This is a genomic window from Novosphingobium lindaniclasticum LE124 (assembly GCF_000445125.1).
Classification (GTDB): Bacteria; Pseudomonadota; Alphaproteobacteria; order Sphingomonadales; family Sphingomonadaceae; genus Novosphingobium; species Novosphingobium lindaniclasticum.
Window position 1 is genome coordinate 16186 of sequence record NZ_ATHL01000003.1, and the last position, 15977, is coordinate 32162.

At 66.4% G+C, this 15977-nt stretch carries 13 protein-coding genes; 4 read left to right on the forward strand and 9 right to left on the reverse strand.

The annotated features are described in order from the left end of the window. Positions 1-3: 3 nt before the first annotated feature. The gene (locus tag L284_RS25700; protein ID WP_031341309.1) at positions 4-783 is read right to left on the reverse strand and encodes an AcvB/VirJ family lysyl-phosphatidylglycerol hydrolase; all 780 of its coding nucleotides are present in this window, start codon (positions 781-783) and stop codon (positions 4-6) included. 266 nt (positions 784-1049) lie between these two features. On the opposite strand from L284_RS25700, the gene L284_RS46745 reads away from it, so the two are divergent. From L284_RS46745 to L284_RS25710, 3 genes are read left to right on the forward strand one after another with little or no spacing between them, the layout of a single operon-like run. Further along, positions 1050-1496 (forward strand): PDZ domain-containing protein, encoded by a 447-nt coding sequence (locus L284_RS46745; RefSeq protein ID WP_021232127.1) that lies wholly within the window; start codon positions 1050-1052, stop codon positions 1494-1496. A gap of 31 nt (positions 1497-1527) precedes the next feature. After that, the gene (locus tag L284_RS25705; RefSeq protein WP_021232128.1) at positions 1528-2214 is read left to right on the forward strand and encodes a winged helix-turn-helix domain-containing protein; all 687 of its coding nucleotides are present in this window, start codon (positions 1528-1530) and stop codon (positions 2212-2214) included. Beyond that, positions 2211-3608 carry a sensor histidine kinase gene (locus L284_RS25710; protein WP_021232129.1) on the forward strand — a complete coding sequence of 466 codons (1398 nt, stop codon included), beginning with the start codon at positions 2211-2213 and terminating at the stop codon, positions 3606-3608. The genes L284_RS25705 and L284_RS25710 overlap by 4 nt, the downstream gene beginning before the upstream one ends. A gap of 28 nt (positions 3609-3636) precedes the next feature. On the opposite strand, the gene L284_RS25715 is transcribed toward L284_RS25710, so the two are convergent. From L284_RS25715 to L284_RS25745, 8 genes are all read right to left on the reverse strand, one after another. Then, on the reverse strand, positions 3637-7005 hold the full coding sequence (locus L284_RS25715) for a glycosyltransferase (RefSeq protein ID WP_052018287.1): 3369 nt from the start codon (positions 7003-7005) through the stop codon (positions 3637-3639). A 271-nt stretch (positions 7006-7276) separates the two neighbouring features. Beyond that, positions 7277-7432: a YezD family protein gene (locus L284_RS47095; protein WP_021232131.1), complete on the reverse strand. Its 156-nt coding sequence runs from the start codon at positions 7430-7432 to the stop codon at positions 7277-7279. A 2-nt stretch (positions 7433-7434) separates the two neighbouring features. Beyond that, positions 7435-8397, reverse strand: coding sequence for a sulfate/molybdate ABC transporter ATP-binding protein (locus L284_RS25720; RefSeq protein ID WP_021232132.1), 963 nt, complete (start codon positions 8395-8397; stop codon positions 7435-7437). After that, positions 8394-9233 carry a sulfate ABC transporter permease subunit CysW gene (cysW, locus tag L284_RS25725; protein ID WP_021232133.1) on the reverse strand — a complete coding sequence of 280 codons (840 nt, stop codon included), beginning with the start codon at positions 9231-9233 and terminating at the stop codon, positions 8394-8396. The genes L284_RS25720 and cysW overlap by 4 nt, the downstream gene beginning before the upstream one ends. Next, a complete protein-coding gene (gene cysT / locus L284_RS25730; protein ID WP_021232134.1) occupies positions 9230-10072 on the reverse strand; it encodes a sulfate ABC transporter permease subunit CysT in 843 nt (280 codons plus the stop codon). The genes cysW and cysT overlap by 4 nt, the downstream gene beginning before the upstream one ends. A 46-nt stretch (positions 10073-10118) precedes the next feature. Continuing rightward, positions 10119-11153: a sulfate ABC transporter substrate-binding protein gene (locus tag L284_RS25735; protein ID WP_021232135.1), complete on the reverse strand. Its 1035-nt coding sequence runs from the start codon at positions 11151-11153 to the stop codon at positions 10119-10121. 258 nt (positions 11154-11411) lie between these two features. Next, positions 11412-11885 (reverse strand): Cys-tRNA(Pro) deacylase, encoded by a 474-nt coding sequence (gene ybaK / locus L284_RS25740; protein WP_021232136.1) that lies wholly within the window; start codon positions 11883-11885, stop codon positions 11412-11414. A 13-nt stretch (positions 11886-11898) separates the two neighbouring features. Further along, positions 11899-14238, reverse strand: a complete 2340-nt coding sequence (locus L284_RS25745; RefSeq protein ID WP_021232137.1) for a GH92 family glycosyl hydrolase — start codon at positions 14236-14238, stop codon at positions 11899-11901. Positions 14239-14377: 139 nt separating this feature from the next. Here L284_RS25745 and L284_RS25750 point away from each other — a divergent pair, with 139 nt between their 5' ends. Beyond that, positions 14378-15829 (forward strand): glycoside hydrolase family 125 protein, encoded by a 1452-nt coding sequence (locus L284_RS25750; protein ID WP_031341315.1) that lies wholly within the window; start codon positions 14378-14380, stop codon positions 15827-15829. Positions 15830-15977 lie beyond the last annotated feature (148 nt).

Consider the following 15977-nt stretch of genomic DNA (forward strand, 5'->3'; position numbering starts at 1 on the left):
CGTTCATCGACTTGCCGCCGGACCGGGAAGGGCGTGGCGGGCGATGGCGTCGCTGACCGCGCCGAACAGCCGGTCGGCATCCTTGCCGAGGTAGTGGTCTCCCGGTAGCACGATCCGCGTCAGGTTCGGCAGGTGCAGCAGGGGGCAGAGGCTGTCCGGCTCGTCGCGCCCCCGGATGCAGACCACCGGCACCCAGTTCAGCTTGCTGGCGCTGGGAAGCGCGGGCGCGTCCGGCGGCGTGCGGTCCAGCCATTCGAGCGGCGAGACGCGCAGGAAGACGGTGCGCGTGGGCACGGTGAGCACGACGAGCGAAACGTGGCGGCGCATGTCGGCGGGCAGGTGTTCCAGCCCGACATGGACCATGTCCGATCCGAACGACTGTCCCAGCACGATGACGCGTTCGGTCTTGCCGAGCGCCATGGCCTTGCGGATGGCGCCCGCCAGCAGGTTCGAGACGTCGCCGGGCGTGCGGCGCTGCTTGAAGTAGGTGAGCGAATTGACCGCCACCGTGGAAATGCCATGATCGGCCAGGCGGCGGGCCAGTTCGCCGCCGAGACCGGCGCGAAGTCCCATGTCGCCGGAAAGCAGGACGGCGGCGTAGCGCCCGGTGCCCGCCTGCCGGGTCCTGGCCGGCAGTTCGACATAAGGGCTGGCGTTCCAGGCGCCCAGCCAGCCGAGCATAGCGGCAGGCAGCGCCGCCGCCAGGATCAGCGCTCCAAGGAGCCACGTCAGCCTCCATCGTGTGCCCCGTTGCCGGGGCCTGCAAGTTGCCGCTCTGGTCATCCTGCCCTTCTGCGCCCGGCGACCTTGCCGGGGCGTGGAGCGAACATGGACTTTCCTTAATGTGACTCGGCGGCCCGGTGCTGCGATAATGCCGGGCATGGGTGCAGCTTGCGGCCAGTCTCGTGCTGGCACCGAGGATCTTTTCGTTTCATGTCCGCTCCGCCCCGCGTGCCACTTCCGTGCCTCGACCAGACCTCGAACGGCCCGTCCCCCAACGGCCATGCTCTGCCCGGTGATGTCCTGTCGAGGAGGCGATCGGCGTGGGCATGACCGACCTCAACGACCGGAAGAACCGGATCCTCGGGCTCCTGCCGATGCTGGGGGCCTTGCTGGCGGTGACCGGCGCCTTGACCTGGGGCGACATCTGGGCGCAGCGGCACTTCAATCTGATCGGGCCGTCGCTTTCCCGGCCGCATGGCGCTTCGCCGGGCGAAGCGTGGCGCAAGGTGCTGGATTTCACGGCCGATCCCGTACCCGGCCCCCGGCCCGGCCTCGTCATCACCAGCGTACGCTCGCGGGGCCATGCCGAAAAGGCCGGACTTCTCGTGGGAGACTGGATCGAAAGCGTGGATGGGCACGCGCCGCCCACGCTCCAGGCGCTGGCGGAGGAGTTGTCTGCGCGGGGCCAAGCGCCTATTCACCTGAAAGTGGTGCACCAGGGCGCGGTCCGCATGATCGATCTCGCCCGGGAGCCGGGGCTGTCGGCCCTGTAAGGGCACGAAGTTGAAGGGGCCGGGCTTAACGATGGGTCATAAGTTGCTGGTCGTCGAGGACGACGAGGCCACGGCCGCTTACATCGCCAAGGGCATGACCGAGGAAGGCTTCGTGGTCGATCGCGCCGCGAACGGCCGAGATGCGCTGTTCCTTGCCAGCGACGGCACGTACGACGCCATCGTGCTGGACCGCATGATCCCGCAGATGGACGGTATGTCGGTGCTCGGCGCCTTGCGTGCCGGAGGGATCGAGACGCCGGTAATCCTGCTTTCGGCGCTGGGATCGACCGAAGACCGCGTGGCGGGGCTCACCTCCGGTGCGGACGATTACCTGACCAAGCCTTTCGCTTTCGCCGAGCTGCTGGCCCGCGTGCGCCTGCTGGTCAAGCGCGGCGGCGGACAGGCGGCGGTGGAGACGCGGCTGGCCTGCGGCGATCTGGAAATGGACCTGCTCGCCCGCAAGGTGCGGCGCGGCAGCCGCGCCATCGACCTTCAGCCACGCGAGTTCCGGCTGCTCGAATATTTCCTGCGTCACGTCGACGAGGTCGTGACGCGCACGATGCTGTTGGAAGCGGTCTGGGATTATCACTTCGATCCCGGCACCAATGTCATCGACGTTCACGTCAGCCGCCTGCGCCGCAAGCTCGACGAGGACGGCGCCGCGGCGCTGCTCCACACCGTGCGCGGGGCAGGTTACCGGTTGGGACTTGCCGCTTGACCAGCCGCGCCAGGCAAGGCGCGCGTCTGCCGCGTTTCTTCCGTTCGACGACGTTCCGGCTCTTCGTTCCGGTCGTGCTGTTCCAGCTCGTCGCGACGGGCGGGGTTCTGACCTTCGTCTGGATCGCGGGGCAGCAAAGCGTGCGCGACGAGCAGCGCGCGCTGGTGGAGGAACTGCGCGGCGACTTGCTGGATACGTATCAGAACGGCGGTTCGGCCGCGCTCGAGGCCAATATCGAGCGGCGCCTGCGCAGTGAGGGACATCGCGCTCCCGTCCTGCTGCTGGCCGACCGCGAGGGGCGTCCGCTCGCCGGTAACCTGTCCGCGCTGCCGCCGCCGGATCCCGCAGCCGGTCCCCTGTCCGAGACTGTCCTCTATCGCAGCGACAGTAGCCTGCCGCAGACCATGACGCTTTCCGAAACGCGGCTCTCCGATGGATCCACGCTGCTGGCCGGCATCGAGATCGGGCGCGACCTCAAGCTTCAGCACAGTTTCGAGCAGGCGCTTTTCGCGGCGCTGTTCCTGGCGATGCCGCTGGCGATGCTGGTGGCGGTCCTGACGTCCCGACTGGTCAGCCAGCGTGTTCACGGCATGGCACAGACCGCGCACCGCGTGGGCAGCGGCGCGTTCGATGCGCGCATGGCGCTCGATGGATCGGGCGATGCGTTCGACGAACTTGCGGGGGAGATCAATGCGATGCTTGCCCGGATCGAGACGCTGGTGGGTGAACTGAGGGTGGTTGCCGAGGGCTTGGCGCACGATTTGCGCTCTCCGGTCACGCGGCTGCGGTCGGCCCTGGAGCAGGCGGCGCTGGAAGCCACCGATCCGGCGGCAGAAGCGGCGATGCAGCGGGCCTTGACGGAGGCGGATACGCTCACGCGCATTCTCGCCACCGCGCTACAGATCGGACGGGCCGAGGCCGGAATCGGGCGCGAACGGTTCGAGGACACCGAGCTTGCAGGCTTTCTGGGCAACCTGGCGGGGCTCTACGAGCCTTATGCGGAGGACGCCGGTTTTTCGTTAAGCGCGGAAGCACCCGCGGGTCTATCCGTGTCGCTCCACCGCGAATTGATGAGCCAGGCCTTGGGCAATCTCGTCGACAATGCTGTGAAGTATGCGGCAGGGGGCAGCGCCATCGCCTTGTTTGCCGTGAGGCAGGACGGGCAAGTGGTGCTGGGGGTGCGGGACGATGGCCCGGGCATTCCGGAAGATCGCCGCGAAGCTGCGTTGCAGCGGTTCGGAAGGCTCGATCCCAGCCGCAGCGTTGCGGGTTCGGGGTTGGGGCTGGCGTTGGTCGAGGCGGTGGCCAAGCTGCATGATGGGTGTGTCAGGCTGGCGGCCGCGCCGGATGGCGGGCTGGAGGTTCGGCTGGAAATTCCGTCGTCCCGGACTTGATCCGGGACGGCGGGTTGCTTTCTGCGGGTTATGCTACCGTTTCCAGTTCCGGCTCGGGCGCCGTTCCAGTCGGGACGCTGGGCGTCGCGCTGACCCGGCCGGTGCGTTCCAGCTTGCCCCAGCCGATGCCCTTGCCGGCAAAGGCGGCACTCACCGCGCGGATCACCACGCTATACATGAGCTGGCGGTAGACGAAGCGTTGGGCCAATAGCAGCAGCGGGCGAAAGCGCTCGCGGCGGGTGTCGAGGCGGTAGGCGATCCAGCCGCAGGCGAGGTCGACCAGGGTAAAGGCCAGCCAGTAGGCGCCCATGCGCAGCACGTCGGTCTGCGTCTGGGCCCAGCCGTGCTGCGAGATGCGCAGGGCCGTTCCACCGATCGAGATCAGCAAGGCCAGGTCGATGGCGGGCGAAATGACGGCGAAGACGATCTGGAATAGCCAGGCCTGCGGCATGCCGATGAAGGCGAGACCGGACGGCCGGCCCTTCGCCAGAGTGCCGCGATGCTTCCAGAGGCACTGGAGCGTTCCGAACGACCAGCGGAAGCGCTGCTTCGAAAGCGCCTTGAAGCTTTCCGGCGCTTCGGTCCAGGCCACCGCGTCCTCGTCGTAGGCGATCTTCCAGCCCTTGCGCTGGATGGCGATGGTGAGGTCCTGATCCTCGGCCAGGGTATCCTCGGGATAACCGCCGGCATCGTCCAGCGCTTCGCGCCGCCAGGCCCCGACCGCGCCCGGCACCACCATGATCGCATCGAGCCTGGTCAGCGCGCGGCGTTCAAGGTTCTGCGCGGTGACATACTCCACACCCTGCCAGCGAGTGACAAGGTTCACGCGGTTGCCGACCTTGGCATTTCCCGCCACGGCGCCGATGGCGGGATCGGCGAACCAGCGCACCAGGCGCGTAATCGTCTCGCGTTCGAACTGGGTATCGGCGTCAAGTGCCACGATCACGCTGCCGCGCGCCTGCTTGAGCGCGCGATTGAGCGCGGCGGCCTTGCCGCCGTTCACGAGCGTGAGCAGTTCGACGTGGGCATTGTTGGCGAAGGCCTGGGCGACGATGGCGCTGGTGCGGTCCTTCGAACCGTCGTCGGCGACGATGATCTGCAACTGGCGGTAGTCGCTTTCGAGCACGCGCCGCACCGAGGCTTCGATCACGCGCTCCTCGTTGTAGGCGGGGATGATGACGGTGACGAGCGGCGGGCAAGTATCGTCCGGTGCGTCCATCGGCTGCGGGCGGCGCAGCAGGCTCGCCAACGAGGCAAGGCCGATCGAGCGCAGCACGCCGAGCGAGATCGCGAAGAAGAAGGTCCAGTTCAGGCCGATGAGGATCGCGGCGAGCGCCCCGAACAGGGCGACGTCTGCGCGCACGGCGGCAAGGTCCACGCCGTCCACCTGGGGCATGACCGCATCGCGGGAGAGGCCCGCGAGGGTGGAGACGGGTACGAAAGTGTAGCCGTCCTGCTTCAGCCGCTCGATGATGACGGGTAGGGCGGCGACGGTCTGCGAACGGTCGCCGCCGCCGTCGTGGAGCAGGATCACGTTCTCGGAGCGATCGGGCGAAGCGGATTCCACCTGCTGGATGGTGCTGTCGATGATGTGCTGGACGCCGGGGCGCTTCCAGTCGTCCGGATCGACGTGGAGGCCGACCACGGTATAGCCATGCGCGCGGGCGATGGCGGCGGGGACGAGTTCGTCGGCGGTAGTAGGCTCGGCGTCTCCGAAGTAGGGCGCGCGGAACAGGCGGATCGAGCGGCCGGTGGTCGCCTCGATCAGCCGCTGGGTGGCGTTGAGTTCCAGGCCGATGCCGGTCTCGGCTTCCTCCGCCATGTTCGGGTGAGTGTAGCGGTGATTGCCGATCTCGTCGCCGTCGTCGGCGATGCGCTTGACGAGGTCGCGATTGGTCAGGGCATTCTCGCCGACCATGAAGAACGTGCCCGGAACATGGTACCGTTCCAGGATCGAGAGAATGCGCGGGGTCCAGGTCGGGTCCGGGCCGTCATCGAAGGTCAGCGCCAAGGTCTTGGGCAGAGCGCCGATCCGGCGCACGACGTAAGGCGTCGGCAGGCGGGTATAGCGTTCCGAGGCGATCATGCCGGTGGTACGGTCGAAAGTGACGGCGCGGGTGCCGTCTTGCGGCGTGGCGGTCACGTCGAGTATTTCGCCCTGTCCTTCCACATCGACATTGGCAGCCTGCCTCAGAACGGTGAGATTGGGCCGAGCCTGAGTCCTCCAGGCTTTCACCGCGCTCCAGAAGCCGGGGTCTTCGGAGCCGAGGCGCCAGAGAGCGATGTCGCCGACACCGAGGCGCGAAAGGATCTTCATCTGGTTCCAGGTGGCGGCGGCGTCCAGCATCCAGACGTCATGGCGGCGCCCCTGATCCTCATAGGAATAGCCGGCATTGCCGCTCATCGGGTCGTATTGCGGCGCGGCGCCGCTGTCGTGCGCGTCGAGCCAGGCTTCCTCGACGGTCATGCTGTCGGCCTTGCCGTCGTGCCAGTTGTAGGCGTATTCGCCCAGCGCGACGATCGCCTTGCCGGGGGGCAGTCCGGCCAGCGCGTGGGACAGCTTTTGTGCGAACCACGGGTTGGAAGCGATCGGGCCGGGGGTGCCGCCCTGCCAGTGCTCGTCGTAGGCCATCAACACCAGGCGGTCGGCCACTGCCGCGAACGCGCGCGTGGACCATTCCGGATTGTCGATCGGCATGGTGACCGAGACGATGCGGTGCTTCGGCGCAAGCTGGCTGCGCAGTTCGGAAAGGAACAGGCGCAGGTTCGGCAGGCTGCCGCTGGGCATGGTCTCGAAGTCCACCATCACGCCCGCATAGCCGGTCTTGTCGAGATAGGCGGAGACCTGCAATTCCAGCGCATGCCGGCGAGCGGGATCGGCAAGCTGCACGGCTGTCGCATTGCCCTGCCAGTCGCCATCGACGGTGTTCTGCAGCACCGGCACCACGAGCGGGCGGTGCAGGGCGGTGGCGAGCAGGTGATCGAGCCGCGCATCGTCGTCGATCTTGAGCGCGCCGGTCTTGTCCACCGAGAGCGTCGCAGGGGCGATCCAGTCGAGCCGGTCTATGTGGCGTTCCAGCGATGTGGCGCTGTCGTCGCTCCAGGGCGTGTAGAAGCCGACGGTGATCGGCCTGGCGCCCGGTTTGGCGGCAGGAACGTCGGGCTTGCCGAACAGGAACTTGCGGGCGCGGCGCGTGAGATGTCCGATCTGCGCGCGGAACGGCAGCGGCGAGGCGTGTTCGTAGGCGATCGGCAGGGGCGGCGGGGCGGGCACGCTGACCACCGTCGTCGCAAAGACGAGGCATGCGGCAATCGCCAGCACCAGCGCAATGAACGACAGGCGACGGACGCGGACGCGCCGGTTCCCAGTGGGATCGAAGAAAACGGGTGCAGCCACGATGCGCCTCACGAAGTTCCGGGCGGCGTGGGGGAACGCCGCCCGGAGGCTCATTGGTCTTTCGGAAGGTACGGCCCGAAAACCGGAGGCAATGACGAGGGTGCGAATGTCACATTCGGCTTCCGGGCCGCATGACCTTTCTAGCCCCCCGGCGATGGCGCGGGCGTGGAGGCGAGGTTACAAAAGGTTCATGTTAGTGGGAGTGGAGGCGCGGATTGAGAGGTGGCGGAGCATAGACGTCGTCCCGGACTTGATCCGGGACGACGGGTTTTCAGAAGCGCTTTTTCTCGGTGACGTCGATCTGCACGACGCGGCCGTCATGCACAGTCAGCGAAATCTGCCCGTAGCGCAGTTCCTGAAGCGCTTCGCGAACTTTGGCGAGGCTTTCCTCCAGATTGCGGACGGTGGACGGCGTATCGTTTGTCATCGTCAGTCTCCGGGGTTGGAGAAGGTTCGTTCTCGCCGCGCGGCGATCGTTACGGTGTCGCCGATCGCGGGCGGCGCTTCGTGGGCGTCCACGTCGATCTCGATGATGGTGCCGTCCTCCTCAAGCCGGCCTTCCACGCGCCATGAACCGCCCTTGCGGAAGACGTTGTCGACCAGCACGCGGTCCCGGCCGTGCGCCGCGATCTCGAAGTCGTGGGGGCGGATGTGTCGGCCGTCCGGAAGGCGGTTGGTCTCGCCGACGAAGTGCGAGACGAAAGCCGTGGCGGGTTCCATGTAGACCTGCTCGGGCGTGCCGATCTGGTCGATGCGGCCATGGTCCATCACCACCACGCGGTCGGCAAGCTCGAGCGCTTCTTCCTGGTCGTGGGTGACGAAGATCGAGGTGAGGCCCATCTGCTTGTGCAGGTCGCGCAGCCAGCGGCGCAGATCCTTGCGGACTTTGGCGTCGAGCGCGCCGAAGGGTTCGTCGAGCAGGAGCAGGCTGGGTTCGATGGCGAGCGCGCGGGCCAGGGCGACGCGTTGGCGCTGACCGCCTGAGAGCTGGCCCGGATACCGGTCGCCCAGGCCTTCGAGCTGGACCACCCGCAGAAGTTCCTGCGCGCGCGCCTTGATCTCCGCTTTCGCGGGGCGGCGGCTTGCCTTGCGAACGGTGAGGCCGAAGGCGATGTTGTCGGCCACCGTCATGTGGCGGAACAGCGCATATTGCTGGAACACGAAGCCCACGTTGCGCTTGCCTACGGGGATGTCGGAGACATCGTCGCCGTTGAAGTGAACGTGGCCTTCGTCCTGGAATTCCAGGCCGGCGATGATGCGCAGCAGGGTCGTCTTGCCCGATCCCGAGGGGCCGAGCAGGGCGATGAACTCGCCGGGCTGGATCTCCAGGTCGATGCCGTGGAGCGCCGGGTAGTTGCCGAAGCGCTTGGTGATGTTTTCTACGCGGATCAATGTCTTGCTCCCGAGTGAAGGTCGAAGCGCCATTCGAGCACGGTCTTGAGGACGAGCGTGACAAGGGCAAGGGCCGCCAGCAGCGAGGCCACGGCAAAAGCGCCGACGAAATCGTATTCGTTGTAGAGGATCTCGACGTGCAGCGGCATGGTATTGGTCTCGCCTCGGATATGGCCGGAGACCACCGAAACCGCGCCGAACTCGCCCATGGCGCGGGCGTTGCAGAGCAGCACGCCGTAGAGCAGGCCCCAGCGGATGTTCGGCAGGGTGACGTGCCAGAAGGTCTGCCAACCGTTCGCGCCCAGCGACAGCGCCGCCTCCTCGTCGTCCTTGCCCTGCTCCATCATCAGCGGGATCAGCTCGCGCGCGACGAAGGGGAAGGTGATGAAGACGGTGGCGAGGATGATGCCCGGCACCGCGAAGATGATCTTCACGCCCTGCGCGGAAAGCCATGGTCCCAGCAGCCCCTGCGCGCCGAACAGCAGCACGAAGATCAGGCCGGAGACGACGGGCGAGACCGAGAACGGCAGGTCGATCAGCGTCAGCAGCAGGTTCTTGCCGGGGAAGCTGAACTTGGTGATCGCCCAGCTTGCTGCCACGCCGAAGACCATGTTGAGCGGCACGCTGATGGCGGCGATGATCAGGGTCAGGCGGATCGCCGAAAGCGCGTCGGGATTGGAGACGGCGCTCAGGAACAGGCCGAGCCCCTGCTTCAGGGCTTCGCTGAAGACCGCGATCAGCGGCAGCATGAGGAAGAACGCCAGGAAGGCGAGGGCCAGGCCGATCAGCAGGACTTGCGCAGTGCGGCTTTCGGTTCCGGGATTGTGCCGCTTCATGCGCCGAGCCTCCTGCGACGGATGGACTGGACCGCGTTCAGTGTGAACAGCACGGCGAAGGACACCAGCATCATGACCATCGCGATCGCGGTGGCGCCGTCGTAATTGTATTGTTCGAGCTGGGTGACGATCAGCAGCGGCGCGATCTCGGTGCGGCCGGGCATGTTGCCGGAGATGAAGATGACCGAGCCATATTCGCCCACGCCGCGGGCGAAGGCCAGCGCGAAGCCGGTGAACAGCGCGGGCAGGATTGCCGGGAAGATCACCCGCGCGAACGTCTGCGCACGATTGGCGCCCAGCGTCGCGGCGGCTTCCTCCACGTCCTTGCCGAGGTCGGCCAGCACCGGCTCGACCGAGCGGACCACGAAGGGCAGGCCGATGAAGATCAGCGCCACGGTGATGCCGATGGGCGTGAAGGCCACCTTGATGCCCAGCGGATCGAGATACTGCCCCACCCAGCCGCTCGGCGCATAGAGCGCGGTGAGCGCGATGCCGGCGACGGCGGTCGGCAGCGCGAAGGGCAGGTCCACCAGCGCGGAGATCACGCGCTTGCCGGGAAAGGCGTAGCGGACAAGCACCCAGGCGACCAGCAGGCCGAACACGGCATTGACGAAGGCCGCTGCCAGAGCCGTGCCGAAACTCAGGCGATAGGCGGTCAACGCTCTGTCGGAAAAGCCGACGTCCACGAAGGACTGCCAGCCCATTCCGGCCGACTTGATGAACAGCATGGATAGCGGGATCAGCACGATCAGGGAAAGCCAGGCCAGGGTGAACCCGAAGGTCAGCCCGAAGCCCGGCAGAACGGAGGGCGCTCGCCAGGAGGCTTTGCGCGTCGTCATGGATGGCATCTGCAGTGGCCTGCTCGATCTTGGCGCGAGGCGCGGTTTATTTCTTGGTGTAGATGCGGTCGAACACGCCGCCGTCGTCGAAGTAGGTCTTCTGCGCCTTGGTCCAGCCGCCGAAGTCCTTATCGATGGTGGTGAGGTTCAGCTTCGGGAACTGCGCGGCGAACTGCTCCGCGATCTTGGGATCGCTGGGACGGTAGAAGTTGCGCGCGATCGCGACCTGGGCCTCGGGCGTATAGAGATATTCGAGGTAGGCCTTGGACACTTCCTCGGTGCCGTGCTTCTTCGCGTTCCGGGCTATCACGGCCACGGGAGGCTCGGCGAGGATGGAGATCGAGGGCACGACGATCTCGAACTTGCCCGCGCCCAGCTTCTTCTCGGCCAGGAGCGCTTCGTTCTCCCAGGCGAGCAGGACGTCGCCGATACCGCGCTCGACGAAAGTGGTGGTGGCCCCCCGCGCACCGCTGTCGAGCACCGGAACCTGGCCGAAGAGACGCTTCACATAAGTCTCGGCCGCCGCATCCGAACCGCCGGCCTTCCGCCCGTAAGCCCAGGCGGCAAGGAAGTTCCAGCGCGCACCGCCGCTGGTCTTAGGATTCGGGGTGATGACCTGCACGCCCGGCTTCACCAGGTCGTTCCAGTCCCGAATGCCCTTGGGATTGCCCTTGCGGACAAGGAACACGATCGTCGACGTGTAGGGCGCGCTGTTGTCCGGCAGGGCCTTCTGCCAGTCGGCCGGCAGGAGCTTCGCCTTGCTTGCGATCACATCGATATCGTAGGCCAGCGCCAGAGTGGCGACATCGGCTTCGAGCCCGTCGATGATCGCGCGGCTCTGCTTGCCCGATCCGCCGTGGCTCATGCGGAAAGTCACGTCCTGGCCGGACTTCTTCTTCCAGTAAGCGGCGAAGGCCGGATTCACGGCCTGGTAGAGTTCCCGCGTCGGATCGTAGGAGACGTTGGTGATCTCGACCGAGTTGCCCGACTTGCCGCCCGAACAGGCCCCCAGCGAAACAGTAAGTGCCGCCGCGGCGGCCGCCGAAACGAATAGGCGGCGATGGAAGGCTCTGGCATTCATCGTGTCATGTCTCCGATCAGATGGATAATGCCTAAACTCTATGGAATTGGTTGACATTAAATATGTGGTTGCAGGGTGGCAAGCCTACCTTTCGGCCAAGGCGGCAGTGGCGGAATCCTGAGCTATTTCGCGCCTTCACGCGAAGGAAAATGCCCGATTTTTCAAGCTGTCGGCTTCGTCGCCAAGGCGCATAGCGCGCATACCGCTTACCCGAAGGGAGCAGCGCCGGAGCCCCGATGCGCGTTCTGAAAAACGCTTCTAGGCGGAAATGTCGCCCAGCGCCGCGTCCAGCACACGCCTTGCATCCTCCCCGGTGAGCCGGACCTGCAAGCCTCGCTGACCGCCGTTCAGGAAGATCGCATCCCAGAGGATGGCCGTCTCGTCGATCACCATCGGCACCCGGCGCATCTGGCCGAAGGGGCTGATCCCGCCGATCTTATAGCCGGTCAGCCGTTCCGCCTGCGCGGGCGTCATCATCGCGGCCGCCTTGGTGCCGAGCGCTGCCGCGGCCTTCTTCATCGATACTTCGCCGCTGCTCGGCGCGATGACGCAGGCCGGCTTGCCGTCGGCAAGGACCATCAGCGTCTTGAACACCTGGGCGGGGTCGGCGCCCAAGGCCTCGGCAGCGGCCAGGCCGATGCTCCCGGCAGAAGGGTCGTAGTCGTAGGCATGGAGGCCGAACGTGATGCCGGCCTGCTCGAGTGTCCTGGTCGCGCGCGTCGATTGCGCCATCGTGATGCTCCTGTCATCTGCGGGCAGTAGGGGCCGGTCCCGGCGGGGGCGGCCAGGATCGCGGATCGCGTCCGAAGGAAAGGTCGGGCACATTCTGCATGCGGAACGTCAGACGGCCGCCCTCCATGACCTCGTCATGGCCGATCCAGCAGCGCTCGAGGGGCCTGCCGTTCCACTCGACGCGCCCGTAAAAAGGTCGATCCGACCGGTTGCCGGGCGCGCTCACGACCAGGTTCCGCCCATTGCCCAGCCGCACGCGGGCTTCTTCGAACAAGGGGCTGCCGAAAACATAGACGGTGCTGACCGGGTCGACCGGATAGAAGCCGAGCGCGGAGAGCACGAACCAGGCGCTCATCTGCCCGCAATCGTCGTTGCCGATCATGCCGTTCGGCCGGGCGCGGTACATCAGGGCCAGCAATCGACGGACCATGGCCTGGGTCTTCCAGTGCGCGCCGGTCCAGGCGTAGAGGTAGGCGATGTGGTGCGAAGGCTCGTTGCCATGCGCATATTGGCCGACCATGCCGCTGATGTCCGGCGGTGCGTCCTTCGGCAAAGTGGAAGGCGCGGCGAAGAGGGCGTCCAGCCTGGCCTCGAGCCCGGCAGGCCCGCCCAATGCCTCGGCAAGACCATGGACGTCGTGCTGGTTGAGGAAGGTGGCCTGCCAGCCGTTGCTTTCGGTGAAGTCGCGCCACTTGGCCGAATGGCCGAGCGCGGCGGGATCGTAGGGCTGGGCGAAGGATCCGTCGTCGAGGCGGGGCCGAGCGAAGCCGGTTTCCCTGTCGAATACGTTTCGCCAGTTGCCGGATCGCGCCTCCAGTCGGGCGGCATCCTCCGGTGCGCCGACGGCGTGGGCGATGCGGGCGGCGGCATGGTCGTCGTAGGCATATTCCAGCGTACGGCTCACGCTCTCGAAGACCTTGTCGGCCGGTATGTAGCCCTTCGCATCGTAGAGCGGGATGCCCAGCGCATTGTCCAGCACAGGCGCCGTGAAGTCGAAGGCCCGTTTGCGAATGGCGGGCCAGGCGGCGGCATAGTCGCCGGGAATGCCCTTCGCCATCGCTTCGGCCAGCACCGGCACCGAGTGCCAGCCGATCATGCAGCCGGTCTCCACGCCCTGGAGCGGCCAGACCGGCGGGCCGAACAAGCTCTGCCGGGTCTGGCGCACGAGGTCGGTCACGAATGCCGCGACAAGGGCAGGTCGCAGCAGCGTCTGCAAGGGATGCCAGGCGCGGTATGTGTCCCAGAGCGAATAGGCGCTGTAAGCCTTCTCGCCGGGGCCGAGCGGGTGGATCTTGCGGTCGAGCCCGATGGTGCGCCCGTCCACATCCGACAGCAGCGTGGGAGCGACGGCGGCATGATAGAGCGCCGTCGCCATGATCGTCCGCTGCTCGGCCGTCCCGCCGCTCACGCCGATCTGGGAGAGTTCCTGCGCCCAGGCCCGGCTGGCGGCCTGCCGATAGGCTTCGAAGTCGAAATGCGGCGCTTCGGCGGCAAGGTTGGCGCGCGCGCCCGCGACGTCCATGGCGGACACGGCGGTACGCACGACGATCGGCGCGCTGGCGGCGTCGTCGAAGTGGAGCACCGCCTTCAGCCGTCGACCTTTGACTTGCCTGCTTTCGGGCGGCTGCGGAGCGTCGCCGTCGCCGAAGAACGCGATCTGGCTCGGCGGTCGCGAAAACTGCATGGCGAAGTGGATGCGCCGGCCGCGTGCCCAGCGGAACACACGGCGCTGCCCGGTAAGCGTTCCGTCGGCCTGCAGGGTCATTTCCGCTTCGTCGATCACCGGGTGTGCGCCCGAAGCGTCGGCTGCGAAGTGCGAGAGGTCGATGAGCAGATGGCCGCCGCCGTTCGGATAAGTATGGCGCTGGATGCCGGTGCGCAGAGTGGCGGTCAACTCGCTGATCACCCCGTTCCCGAGCCGGACACGGTAGAAGCCGGGCTCGGCCGCTTCATCCGAATAGCGCAGACGGTAGCCCTCGTCCGGCCGGTCGAGCGGTCCCGGCTCCAGGCGCACCTCGCCCCGGCAGGGCACGACCAGTACATCCAGCATGTCGCCGATGCCTGTTCCCGAGAGGTGGGTATGCGAGAAGCCCAGCATCGAAGGGTCGCCGTGGCGATAGCCGGAACAGGTCGCCCAGCGCGCCGTGTCAGTATCCGGGCTGAGCTGGACCATGCCGAAAGGCAGGGTTGCGCCGGGGAAAGTATGGCCGTCCCCGCCGGTGCCGATGAACGGATCGGCCCTGGCGGCAATCTCGCCTTCCAGAGCGTGGACGACGCCCCCCGACACGGCCGCCGCCAGCAGCGCCATGCGGCAGGATCCCGTCATCAGGCGGCGGCGGGTAAAGGCACTCATGCTCCTGTCCTAAGGGGGAGCATTGCCGCAGGGCAATGCCGTAAACCGCAACCTGTTGACGAAGCCGTCGTTTCCCCACCTGTTAAGGCCAGGTCTGGAAAGCGCCGCAATCGTCGCGGCCAGGGGAGCGATGCGAATTATGGGGATGAAGGGGCACGACCGGCGCAGCATGTTGGCCGGGGGCATGGCGGCGGGGCTCGGCTTCACCTTGAGAGCGGCCCGTGCGGCCGACGTCCCCATGCCGGCGGGCGGAGGCCGGCCTGCGCCCGCGCAAAGGCGCTACGTCAGCCGAGCGGTCGAGGCCGAGATCGAGCGGGTCTCGCGAAAGATCGCCGACCCCAAGCTGCGCGCGATGTTCGTGGGCTGCTATCCGAATACGCTCGATACCACGGTCTTCATGGACACAGTGGACGGGCGGGCGGACGCGTTCGTGATAACCGGGGACATTCCGTGCCTCTGGCTGCGCGATAGCAGCGCCCAAGTCCTTCCTTACGTCCATCTCGCCGCTCGGGATCCGGCCCTCGTCGCGCTCTTTCGCGGGCTGATCGCGCGTCAGGCCCGCTCGATCCTGATCGATCCCTACGCCAATGCCTTCATGCGCGATCCCTCGGCGAAGAGCGGTCTTTCCTGGGCGCGGACGGATCAGACCGAGATGAAGCCGGGCGTGGCGGAGCGCAAATGGGAGATCGATTCGCTCTGTTACCCAATGCGGCTGGGCTATCGGTACTGGCAGGAAACGCAGGACAAGGCGCCGTTCGACGGAACATGGACCGAGGCGTCCCGGACCTGCTTGCGCACCCTGCGCGAACAGCAGCGCAAGCAATCGCGCGGGCCCTATAGCTTTCGCCGTACCAGCGACCGGCCGACCGAAACGCTTCAACTCGGAGGCTGGGGCGCCCCCAGCCGGTCCGTCGGGCTGATCCACAGCGGGTTCCGCCCCTCCGACGATGCTTGCACTTACCCGTTCCTGATCCCCTCAAATCTCTTCGCCGTGGCGACTTTGCGGGAAATGGCGACCGTCGCCGAAGCGGCACGCGGAGACACCGCTCTGGCCGAAGACGCCCGTGCTTTGGCAAGCGAAGTGGAAGCCGCGCTGCGAAAATGGGGAACGATGTCTCTGCCCGACGGCCGCCGGGTCTGGGCCTACGAAGTGGACGGCTTCGGCAATGCGATGTTCATGGACGATGCCAACGTTCCCTCGCTGCTCGGCCTTGCCTATCTGCAATGCGTGGCGGCGGACGATCCGCTATGGCGCGCGACCGCCGAAGCGTGCTGGTCCGAGGCTAATCCCTACTTCTTCCGAGGTTCCAGGCTGGAAGGCATCGGCGGTCCGCATGTCGGTCTGGGAAAAGTCTGGCCGATGAGCCTCATCGTCAGAGCGTCTTCGAGCAGGGATCCGCAGGTGATCCGCACGATGCTGCGCATGCTGAGAGACAGCGACGGCGGCACCGGCTTCATCCACGAATCTGCCGACAGCGACAATCCCTCCATTTTCACTCGGCCGTGGTTCGCCTGGGCCAATGGTCTGTTCGGCGAGTTGCTGGTGAAGCTGGCAGATAACAGAGCGGATCTGCTGGCCAGTTCTCTTTGACGCCCGGCTCCGTGAAAAGGCAGAGCCGGATTTTACAACCTATCGCTTTTCCACAAGACCGGTTCCGTATGTGGAAAACTTTCTCGAGAAAAGAGTTTGACCGAATCAATGGTGGGTCCTAGAGGGCGTTTCACCGCAGCGGACCACC

What these genes read in the sequence shown, in the direction of transcription:
- cysT (WP_021232134.1), bottom strand. Translation starts at nt 10,072, where the DNA reads ATGACGACGCGCAAAGCCTCCTGGCGAGCGCCCTCCGTTCTGCCGGGC.
- L284_RS25735 (WP_021232135.1), bottom strand. Translation starts at nt 11,153, where the DNA reads ATGAATGCCAGAGCCTTCCATCGCCGCCTATTCGTTTCGGCGGCCGCC.
- L284_RS25705 (WP_021232128.1), top strand. Translation starts at nt 1,528, where the DNA reads ATGGGTCATAAGTTGCTGGTCGTCGAGGACGACGAGGCCACGGCCGCT.
- L284_RS47095 (WP_021232131.1), bottom strand. Translation starts at nt 7,432, where the DNA reads ATGACAAACGATACGCCGTCCACCGTCCGCAATCTGGAGGAAAGCCTC.
- L284_RS46745 (WP_021232127.1), top strand. Translation starts at nt 1,050, where the DNA reads ATGACCGACCTCAACGACCGGAAGAACCGGATCCTCGGGCTCCTGCCG.
- L284_RS25750 (WP_031341315.1), top strand. Translation starts at nt 14,378, where the DNA reads ATGGGGATGAAGGGGCACGACCGGCGCAGCATGTTGGCCGGGGGCATG.
- ybaK (WP_021232136.1), bottom strand. Translation starts at nt 11,885, where the DNA reads ATGGCGCAATCGACGCGCGCGACCAGGACACTCGAGCAGGCCGGCATC.
- cysW (WP_021232133.1), bottom strand. Translation starts at nt 9,233, where the DNA reads ATGAAGCGGCACAATCCCGGAACCGAAAGCCGCACTGCGCAAGTCCTG.
- L284_RS25745 (WP_021232137.1), bottom strand. Translation starts at nt 14,238, where the DNA reads ATGAGTGCCTTTACCCGCCGCCGCCTGATGACGGGATCCTGCCGCATG.
- L284_RS25700 (WP_031341309.1), bottom strand. Translation starts at nt 783, where the DNA reads ATGACCAGAGCGGCAACTTGCAGGCCCCGGCAACGGGGCACACGATGG.